This is a genomic window from Mycoplasmopsis mucosicanis (assembly GCF_006546935.1).
In the GTDB taxonomy this organism is placed as follows: domain Bacteria; phylum Bacillota_I; class Bacilli_A; order Mycoplasmatales; family Metamycoplasmataceae; genus Mycoplasmopsis; species Mycoplasmopsis mucosicanis.
In genome coordinates this window covers 1-10349 of record NZ_SMDN01000020.1, presented here as the reverse complement: position 1 = coordinate 10349, position 10349 = coordinate 1, and the positions used below count along the sequence as shown (strand labels likewise).

Sequence of the window (10349 nt, the reverse complement as noted above, 5' to 3'; positions counted from 1 at the left end):
CCCTAAAAAAAAAAAAAAAAAAAAAAAGCGGCTTAATAGGTTTGCAAAGTGCATAAAATCCCTAAAAACGTCGTTTTTTGCTGATTTTTAATGCAAAATCCGTGTCTTTGCTGAAATTTGTTTTTCATAAATTGAGCTAAAATGTTGATTTTTTAGGCCTCTTTAATACTTTTTTAGATTAAATTTTTACTTTTTTGGTCAAAAAAAGTAAAAAAATAAAAATCGCGGGAGCGATTTAAATTAATATTTAATGAAAGAATTAAGCAGTAGTTGTATCTTTTCTTAGAGTTTTAAGTGTTTTTGCACTCACTCTTAGAGTTACTTTTCTACCGTCGATGTTTACTTTGACTTTTTGTAAGTTAACATTGAATTTTCTTTTAGATGCATTCATAGCGTGTGAACGTTTGTTTCCTACTTGAGCACGCTTAAAAGTTAATTGATCTACTCTAGCCATCGATAGCTCCTTTCATTATTGTGTGATAAACATAAAAAAGTGTTTTAATTATACATAAAAAAATTTTTTATGTGTTTAAATACGGGCTTATTTTAGCATATTAATGCTTGATATTAATAATTTTGATTACTTTATGCATTCAAAACTGTAAATGGAGGTTTGTTTGAAGCAAAAATTCTTGTACGGTTAATGTGATCTAAGTATTTTTGTGGATGAGCATAGACTCATTTAAAACCATATTTTTGTTTAATTTTGATGTAATGCACAGGACTATAGTGTGCAAAGTAAAGAGAAATAAATGTACCTAAAACAATAAATGCAAGTGCAGCTACTGAATAAATTTCATACGATTCTTCTCGCAGCGGTTCGAGTGCAAAACGTACAAGACCATATCATATAAAGTACATTCCACAAGTAACACCAGGTTTAAATAATCTAAATAAATTGAATACTCAAACAATCATTAAGTAACCAAATAGGTTAGCTAGTCCTTCATATAAAAATAGAGGATATCTAAATAGACCACCAACATTCAATGCATCAGAAACATGATCTTTAATAAATAAGTTTTGAGCAAAGTTTTTACCAAAAATCAATACACTTGATCCACTTCAGTCTACTTTTCCATAAACTTCGTGGTTAGCATAGTTTCCTCAACGTCCAATAACTTGACCAATTAATATTGTTGGAATAATTATGTCAATAGTTTTTCTAAAGTCAATTAAGTGGCGTTTTGAATACGCGTACAGACAACCAACAATTGCACCCAAAACAACACCACCTTGAATACTTAATCCACCTTCTCAAATTTTGTATCATGAACTAAAATCAAAGTTTGGATTGTATATTGCAACCTCAACAAGGTCTCAAAGTCGAGCACCAATTATTGAAAAAGGAACAATTAAGATGATAAAACCATACAAGATTTCTCATTTATATTTTTCTCTTCGTCAAAAGAACACAATAGTCAATATTGCAGCAATAAAACCAAACAATAACGTAATTGAATAAGTTCTTACTGGAAAAGAACCGATGTTGAATAATACTGAACCTGAATTAGCTTCAATACCAGCAACAATTCCATATTTATTCCCTGTCATTGAGAACCTCCATTTATTTAGATAGGTTAATTTTACACAAAAAATTAAATTTTTATTATAATAATTAGGCTAAAAACATAAGTATTTTTTTGTGTTAATTTTACCAATATACACGTTTTTGAGTACTTTTGGTTATTTTGCATAATTATTATGTCGGTAGTTGCTCGAGTGGCTGAAGAGGTTTGTCTCGAAAACAAATAACGGCTCGCGCCGTTCAAGGGTTCAAATCCCTTACTACCGGCCATTTTTTTATTTTGCTTGTTAAAATTTGTGGTATAACTAATTAAACATCTTTTTTATGCTATTTATTTAATAATAATTTTATTGGAGGTTTTATGAAACCAACTAGACTTGTTGCTATTGGTGGTGTTCAAGAAATTGGTCAATCATCACTTTTTGTTGAATATGAAGATAATATATTCATTATTGATGCGGGTATTAAATTTGCAGATACTGCTCAAACTGGTATTAAGGGAATTATTCCTGATTATTCATATTTAGCTCAAAATAAAGACAAAATTAAAGGTCTTTTCATTACTCACGGACACGAAGATCACATTGGTGGTGTTGTTTATTTAGTTAAGCAAGTACCTATCAAACATATTTATGCTCCAAGAATTGCAATTCAATATTTAAAGCTTAAATTTGAAGAACACAAAGTTCCAAGCGGTATTCAATTTATTGAAATTGAAAAATCAGCAGTTCATAAATTTGGTGACTGTAGTGTTGATTTTTGATCAGCACAACACTCAATACCTGATGCATTTGGAATTAGAGTAAATACGCCTAATGGTTCTGTAATGTGCACTGGTGACTTCCGTTTTGATTACAATCCAATTGGTGAAGCATACACAGATTTTGCTCGTTTAGATCAAATTGGTAAACAAGGTTTAACTGTCTTGCTTTCTGATTCAACCAACGCAATGCGACCTTTTCACTCACCTTCTGAGAACGATATTCTTAAAGATATTGAAAAATATATGCGTCAAGCAACAAGAAAAATTATTATTACTGCATTTGCTTCAAACTTAACAAGAGTGAAAGCAATTATTGAACTAGCAGCTAAATTAGGTAAAAAAGTTGCAACATTTGGTCGCTCAATGGTTAATGGTGTTAAAATTGGCCGTAAATTAGGATACATTAAAGTTGACAACAAAGTATTAGTAGAAAAAAAACAAGTAGCAAATGTGCCTGAAAAAGACTTAGTTATTTTGACTACTGGTTCTCAAGGTGAGCAATTAGCCGCTCTTGCACGTATGTCTCATGGAAAACATCAAAGTGTAAAAATCGAAAAAGGTGACTTAATCATTTTTTCATCTAGTCCAATTCCTGGAAACCACATGGTAATTGAACTTTTAATTAACCGACTTGCTAAATTAGGTGCAGACATTAAGGAAAATGGTGTGGATGGCTACTTACACACTTCAGGACATGCATACAAACATGAACACGACAAAATTTTTCAACTAACCAAGCCGAAATATTTTATTCCTTACCACGGTGAGTATAGAATGTGTATTGTTCATGCTCAAAGTGCTATGCGAAATGGTGTTGATCCTAAAAATATTTTTGTTCCTGAAAAAGGAAGAGTTTATAACATAATTAATCAAAAAGTTGAACCAACCAACGAAATTATTCCGTATGGTCCTATCTATATTGATGGTCATAATGTATTGAGTTTAACTGCTTCTGTTATTAAAGAACGTGTGCAGTTAGCAGAAAGTGGTTTTGTGAATGTTTCTTTAACTATTGATAGAAACACTAAAACAATATTAGGTCGTCCTTCATTGATTTCAAGGGGTGCATTCTATGTAAAAACCTCATTAGAATTGGTTATGGAAGCCAAAAGACTCGCTCATGGTGCAGCATTGTATTATTTAAAAAATACTGAAAATTTCAATGTTGTTGAACTAAAACAACTAATTATTGAACGACTTGAAAACTTTTTCTATAAAGAAAAAAGAAGACGTCCAATAATAATTCCTACAATTTTATTTACTGATGATAAGGACGAAGAAGCATTGAAAAATTCAAAAGTTATTTTTAGCAAAAAAGGTAAAGAAGAGAACGAAACAACAAAAGAACTATTGAAAAATGTCAAAGCAGAAATGTTTGGAGATAGCTTTGATGTTGATGATGATATTCACGATGATGAAGAAGATATTGAATAGAGCCTATGCTCTATTTTTTTTGTGGTTTTGCAATAATGAAATTAATATTTTTGCCTAAAGATCTTCATTTAGATTCATAACCAGTCATTACATTATCTTTTGCATAAATTGACTGATGTAAATTTTGACCAAAATCAATTATATTTCAGTAGTTTTGGGAAAAAGATTCAAGTGAATAATTGTATAAAAGATCATTATCGCTTTTAAATTTAAGTACTGAATTTTCATCCATAATTGAAGCATATTTTTCTAAAAAAGACTTGTGAGTAAGTCTGCGATTTTCGTGACGAGCTTTAGGCCAAGGATCACTAAAAGTCAATCAAATTGTGTTTAGATAACCGCTAAATATTTGGTCTATATTTTGAGCATTTTCTAAAATTATTTTGAAATTTTGTAAATTATATTCACTGGCTTTTTTGAGACATTTTGCTGCTACAGTCGCATATTTTTCTAAACCATAAAACATCATTGCAGGATTTAGTCTAGCAAGTTCAACAAGCATTTCACCTTTACCCATACCAATTTCTAAGACTGAATTATGGTCTAATTTAATTGGAAAATGAGTGTTTTCAATATAAAATCCACTATTTTGTACTTTATTTAATGCTTCTTTATCATGTCTTAATCTCATAGAATTCAATTTTAAATTAAAGCAGCAACAAAAGCATAAAATTTTTAATTTTTTTTAGCAGTCTAAACGTTAGAGTGCTAAAATATATAACGTAAGACAAGGAGGTGAAATATGGACTTCAATTTAGATGATTTATTTGGAAACCTAAATCCAAACAACAATAAAGAAAATAAAAATGAAGATGTGTTAAAAAAATATGGACGTAATTTAACAGATCTTGCAACAAGAAATGAACTAGATCCAGTAATAAACCGTGATGAAGAAATTCGAAGAATGATAAGAATTTTAAGTCGTAAAACTAAAAATAATCCTGTGTTAGTTGGAGAACCTGGTGTTGGAAAAACTGCTATTGTAGAGGGCTTGGCCAGAAAAATTGTAGAGGGTCAAGTCCCTGAAAATCTTAAAGGTAAAGACGTTTTTGAGTTAGATTTAGCTTCTTTAATAGCAGGAGCTTCATATCAAGGACAATTTGAACAACGTCTTAAAGCAGTACTGAAAAGAATTGAAGAAAGTAATGGAGATATTATCTTATTTATTGATGAAATTCATATGCTAATAGGTACTGGACGAAATCAAGATAGTGCAATGGATGCAGCCAATATTTTTAAACCTTTAATGGCTCGTGGAAAATTGCATTTGATTGGTGCTACAACATTTGATGAATATCGAAAATATATTGAAAAAGATGCAGCATTAGAACGAAGAATGCAAAAAATTGATGTTTTAGAACCTTCAACAGAAGGAACTATTGCAATTCTTCGTGGAATTAAAGAAAGATTTGAAAACTATCACAATGTAAAAATTCAAGACGATGCTCTTGTAGCAGCTGCACGACTATCTTCACGTTATATTTCTGATCGATTTTTGCCTGATAAAGCAATTGATTTAATCGATGAAGCTGCTTCAACAATAAAAACTGAAATCAATTTTAAACCAGAAGAACTTGAAAGAGCTCAACAAAAATTAGCAATTCTAGAAATGGAAAAAATTGCATTGAGTTCAGATAAGGATGCAAAAAATCGAAACCATATACGGCTAGAAGAACTTGAAAAATTAATTAATAATGAAAATAAATTAATTGAAGAATACCAAAATAAATGAGATTTTGAAAAAGCAAGACTCGAAAAATTATCATCTGCAAAATCAAAATTAGAGAATCTTAAACACGTTTTAACAATTTATCAAAAAGAAGCTGACTATGAAAAGGCTTCTAGATTGCTTTATGGAGAAATACCGACACTTGAAAAAGAAATTAAAGCAATGGAAGATGAAATAAATAACTCTAATTCTTCATTGATTAAAGACACTGTAACTAGTGAAGAAATTGCATCAATTGTTTCAAAATGAACAAAAATTCCAGTCACAAAATTGTTAGAATCAGATAAAACAAAACTTTTAAATCTTGAAAATGACTTAAAAACCAAAATTAAAGGGCAAGATGATGCAATTAATTTAGTTTCGCAAGCGGTATTGCGTGCAAAAGCTAATATAAATGATCCAAATAGACCACTAGCAAGTTTTCTTTTTACAGGACCTACTGGTGTTGGTAAAACTGAATTAGCAAGGGCTTTGGCTTATTCACTTTTTGATTCAGATAAACAAATGATAAGAATTGATATGTCAGAGTATATGGAGAAACATTCCGTAGCAAAAATTATTGGTGCTCCTCCAGGATATATTGGTTATGATTCATCTACTTCACTCACTGAGAGAATAAGAAAAAATCCTTATACAATATTACTTTTTGATGAAATTGAAAAAGCGCATCGCGATGTTTTGAATATTCTTTTACAAATATTAGATAATGGTGCAATTACTGATTCAAAAGGTAGGGTTATAAATTGTCGAAACTTAATTGTTATAATGACATCTAATTTAGCCAGCGATGAAGTATTGAAAAAAGAACTTGAGGATTTACCTTCACTTAAAGCCGAATTATTGAAATTCTTAAGTCCTGAGTTTTTAAACAGAATTGATGAAGTTATTAAATTTAATCATTTAGATCAAAGCGCAATACATGAAATTGTTCGACTTGAACTCAATAAATTGCTTAATCGTGTTCAAGAATCTAAAGATATTAAACTTAAATATACTGATAAAGTTGTGGAATTTGTTGCACAAAGTGCATATGATTCACAATTTGGAGCAAGACCTATCAAAAGATTTATTCAATCTAACATTGAAAGTGTTTTAGCATACAAAATAATTGATGGTGATATGACTTCTCAAAATGAATATACTATTGATGTTTTTGCAGGTAAATTTATTATAAAATAAGCAACAAAATTATATGTTGCTTTTTTCTTATATACACGTTTTTGAGTAGTTTTGGTAAAAATACTTATTTTGATATAGCATAAAGGAAAGAGTATGAAGCAGAAGATAAAATCTATACAAATAAATGAAAATTTTGAAACAGTAAGCGATTTTGATCAGGTTTTGAATTTTAGACAGATATATCAGTTATTAGGAAGTTTATTAGATAGCAATAGTCTTCAAATAATCAATATTAATGGTAGAAAATATATTGAATATAAACACAATTCAAGAAGTTTCATCATATTACCAAAGTCAATAACATATTTAGGAAAACCACATCCACTACACAAAAAGAGAATTCAGATTTCAAAACATTTTCAGTCATTATATTTTAGTCAAAAGTACTCGAATCATATTTTTGTTATTCTTGGTGTTTATAAGTACAATAAAACCACAATTTTTTGCACATTTCAGAGCTCTCAATATATGAAAAAATCATCAAATAATTCATCTGCTCATCTAAATACCGATGATATTCTCAATACTTTAAAAAAAGGTGTTTACACACGAGTAGATAGATATGGAAATGTAGTGAATTTCTATGATATTTACCACTTAAGTAGCGTCTTTGATACAAAGGATGAGTATAAATATGAAGAAGTTAGAGACTTTAAGTTCATCGAAAAACTAGTTTCTTTATTACCGTTAAATAAAGAAATAAATGTTCTTGATGCTGTTAAGGAAATGAAAGAAGCAAACGACCCTAATTGAAGGCAGTCAGAGTGACCTGGTTTTTATTTAGAATATTTAATCAAAAATGCATTGATTAATGATGCAAACACTGAAATTAAATATTTAGGTGATGAAAGGATTAATAAAAATAAGAAAAATCTAGATTTCGATTTGTTTTTTGAACAAAAGATGTTTTTTGCTGATATTAAATCAAGCGACATAAATGAAAAGTGATCTTTAGGAAATGACAAAGAGCACTTAATGAACGCGATTGAAAAGTATAAGAGATTTTGATACATAATTTTTGAGCATAAAACTATAAAGGACAAAGACTTACCAGTTAATCAAAGATTGGTGTATGAATGAAATAAACTTAAAAAGAGTGATAAAGAAGATTCATATTGAAAAAAACTTAAAAATACAGTTGAGTATAAGAATGTTATTGTTGTCGAGTTAAACAATCATAATTTTGAGAAAAATATACAATTATTTAAACAAGGTAAGCAGCCTGATGGTTCAAAGAGAAAAGTTAAAGTTTCGATAGACAAATCAAATAAGCAAATAGTTATCTATAAAAAACCACTTTAATGTAATACAAGAGTATTACATATGCTATAATATTTTAGTATTTTTAAGGGGTGATTTATGAAACAAAAAAATTTTACTTTCATCGATTTATTTTCGGGTATTGGTGGTTTTCATCATGCTATGAGTCAATTAGGTGGCGAATGTGTTTTTGCTTCAGAAATCGACAAAGAATGTGTAGAAGTATATAAAAACAATATGAATATTGACTCATATTGTGATATAACCGCTGTTGATGAAAAATCCATTCCAAAACATGATGTGCTATGTGCTGGATTTCCTTGTCAAGCGTTTTCAAAAGCAGGTAAACAAGCAGGAATCAACGACACACGAGGAACTCTTTTTTATGATATTGCTCGGATATTAAAACATCACAAAACTAAATTTATAATATTGGAAAATGTAAGAAATTTGGTTTCACATGACAATGGTAATACGTGAAAAACGATAAAGAAAACATTAAAATCTTTAGGTTATAGACTTACTGAAAAACCACTTGTACTTTCGCCACATGAATTTGGAGTACCGCAGTTTAGAGAACGTGTATATATTTTAGGCATTTATGACCCTTTAAATATTGAATTGCCTCTTGAAATTAAGTTGCCAAAATTGTTGTCAAAAGAAGATAATTCAATTGATACCATCCTAGAATCAGATGAAAAAATAGATAAAAAGTATTTTATAAGCAATGAAGAAAATGAAATATTAGAAATTTGAAATGAATTTTATCAAAACATTACACCTAAAAAAATTGGTTTTCCAATTTGATTTGAATTTTTAAATGATAAAAACATAGATGAAGTATTTCCAGAATGAAAATGAATAATAATTAAAAAAAATAGAGATTTATACTTAAAAAACAAAGAATTCATTGATTTATGGTCAAAAAAATATAACTATCTTAAGAAGTTTTCAAAGACAATGTCTAAGTTTGAATGACAAGCTGGCGAAGCAATTAACAGTATTTGAGAAGGTGTTATTCAGTTTCGGCCATCAGGTATAAGAGTTAAAAAACCAGACGTGTTTTCAGCATTAGTTGCACTAGTGCAAACTCAAATAGTAGGCAAATACAGACGTAGAATCACTCCACGTGAAGCAGCAAGATTGCAATCATTCCCTGAAAATTATGTTTTTAGCAATAAAGATTCAACTACATACAAACAACTTGGAAATAGTGTCAATGTTAGAATATTATATGAGTTAGCAATTAGATTATTCAGTAATGCAACAATAAATGAGTTCTATATAGCAAGCAAAGAACAATTAATTTCATACTCAAATATGCTAATAGATCAAATTAAAAAAACTAACAATTATTCAGATTCAGAATTAGCTGCTAAACTAGGGATGAGTCGTCAATCTTTTAATACAATCAAAAAAAGAAATAGTTTTGGCCTGGACTTATTATTCAAAATTTTAAGAATGGTGGATAGTTCTCTTAAAATTAAACTTAATCAATAATTATTTGCCAATTTTTACACTTCAGTGTAAATATTGGTATTTTTTTGATTTCTAGTGTCTATATAGTCGCAAATATTTTTATTTAAATATACTTATATTAAAATATATGAATAAATATTAAGGATTAAAGTGCAAGTGGATACAAAGAATTCATTTATAAATAAGTATAAAATGCATTTTAAAACAAGTGCATTGATTAATAAAATAGTCGCATGTAGTGTGTATTTTGCGTGATATTTTGCTGCAGCACTTTCATTGTATCTTGGCTATATTCCTTTAGGTCATACAACATTAACTTTTTTACCTGCGATTTTGGTTGTTTCACTAATTCACTTAGGTTTTCTAGGTGCATTTGTTTCTGGACTAGGTTTTGGACTAAGTTCATTGATGGCTGCATTTATTTATGGAATGCTGAAATACCAATATATTGATATTTCAGTACTACCGAGATTTTTGATGGCCTTAATTGTTTATTTAATTTACAAATTATTGCGAACTGATAAGAATCCATTGCTATGAAAGTGCATAATTTTAGCATTGTTTGCTGTTGTGCTAAACACTGTTTTAACACTGAGTTTTCAGTATTTTCACCATAATTTCATTGGCGAACTTAAAGGAATTTTACCTATTAGAGAATGAATAATCACACACCCTTTAAATTTAATTGGCGAGCCAATAATTTGCGTTATTATGACAGTTTTACTTTTTCCATTGATGCTTCATTTAAGAAATAGTTATATGTCTTTGCAATTAATTAAGTGATAAAATTTTTTTCGATTTAGATTGCATATTAGGGGAGTGTTATGAATATTAAGCAACAAAAAACTTATCCTGAGTTTCGGAGTTTAAACTAAAAAAGCGAAATTTGCGCTATTTTATACGCAAAAATCGCTTTTTTTAATTTCTTACATACCATTTTTAATAATTGTGTTTATTTCTTTAAATTTTTCAATGTT

General features: G+C 29.1%; 8 protein-coding genes and 1 tRNA gene. 6 read left to right on the top strand and 3 right to left on the bottom strand.

The genetic code is table 4. The annotated features are described in order from the left end of the window. Window positions 1–259: 259 nt before the first annotated feature. Together rpmB and lgt are read right to left on the bottom strand one after the other, a co-directional pair. Window positions 260–454, bottom strand: a complete 195-nt coding sequence (rpmB, locus tag E1I18_RS03430; protein WP_141484195.1) for a 50S ribosomal protein L28 — start codon at window positions 452–454, stop codon at window positions 260–262. A gap of 131 nt (window positions 455–585) precedes the next feature. Then, window positions 586–1554, bottom strand: a complete 969-nt coding sequence (lgt, locus tag E1I18_RS03425; protein WP_141484194.1) for a prolipoprotein diacylglyceryl transferase — start codon at window positions 1552–1554, stop codon at window positions 586–588. 154 nt (window positions 1555–1708) lie between these two features. Between lgt and E1I18_RS03420 the strand changes: the two genes are divergently transcribed. Both E1I18_RS03420 and E1I18_RS03415 read left to right on the top strand, forming a co-directional pair. Then, window positions 1709–1798: transfer RNA gene (locus tag E1I18_RS03420), tRNA-Ser, on the top strand. 91 nt (window positions 1799–1889) lie between these two features. Further along, window positions 1890–3725 carry a ribonuclease J gene (locus E1I18_RS03415; protein ID WP_141484193.1) on the top strand — a complete coding sequence of 612 codons (1836 nt, stop codon included), beginning with the start codon at window positions 1890–1892 and terminating at the stop codon, window positions 3723–3725. 10 nt (window positions 3726–3735) lie between these two features. On the opposite strand, the gene trmB is transcribed toward E1I18_RS03415, so the two are convergent. After that, a complete protein-coding gene (gene trmB / locus E1I18_RS03410; protein ID WP_141484192.1) occupies window positions 3736–4356 on the bottom strand; it encodes a tRNA (guanosine(46)-N7)-methyltransferase TrmB in 621 nt (206 codons plus the stop codon). Between the two features lie 111 nt (window positions 4357–4467). Between trmB and E1I18_RS03405 the strand changes: the two genes are divergently transcribed. The 4 genes from E1I18_RS03405 to E1I18_RS03390 all read left to right on the top strand — a co-directional run bounded on the left by E1I18_RS03405 (window position 4468) and on the right by E1I18_RS03390 (window position 10158). After that, window positions 4468–6633: an ATP-dependent Clp protease ATP-binding subunit gene (locus E1I18_RS03405; RefSeq protein ID WP_141484191.1), complete on the top strand. Its 2166-nt coding sequence runs from the start codon at window positions 4468–4470 to the stop codon at window positions 6631–6633. Between the two features lie 93 nt (window positions 6634–6726). Beyond that, complete coding sequence (locus E1I18_RS03400; protein WP_141484190.1) at window positions 6727–7935, top strand: hypothetical protein; 1209 nt, start codon at window positions 6727–6729, stop codon at window positions 7933–7935. A 57-nt stretch (window positions 7936–7992) separates the two neighbouring features. Further along, window positions 7993–9393, top strand: a complete 1401-nt coding sequence (dcm, locus tag E1I18_RS03395) for a DNA (cytosine-5-)-methyltransferase (RefSeq protein ID WP_141484189.1) — start codon at window positions 7993–7995, stop codon at window positions 9391–9393. Between the two features lie 171 nt (window positions 9394–9564). Next, window positions 9565–10158 (top strand): hypothetical protein, encoded by a 594-nt coding sequence (locus E1I18_RS03390; RefSeq protein WP_141484188.1) that lies wholly within the window; start codon window positions 9565–9567, stop codon window positions 10156–10158. Window positions 10159–10349: the final 191 nt, after the last annotated feature.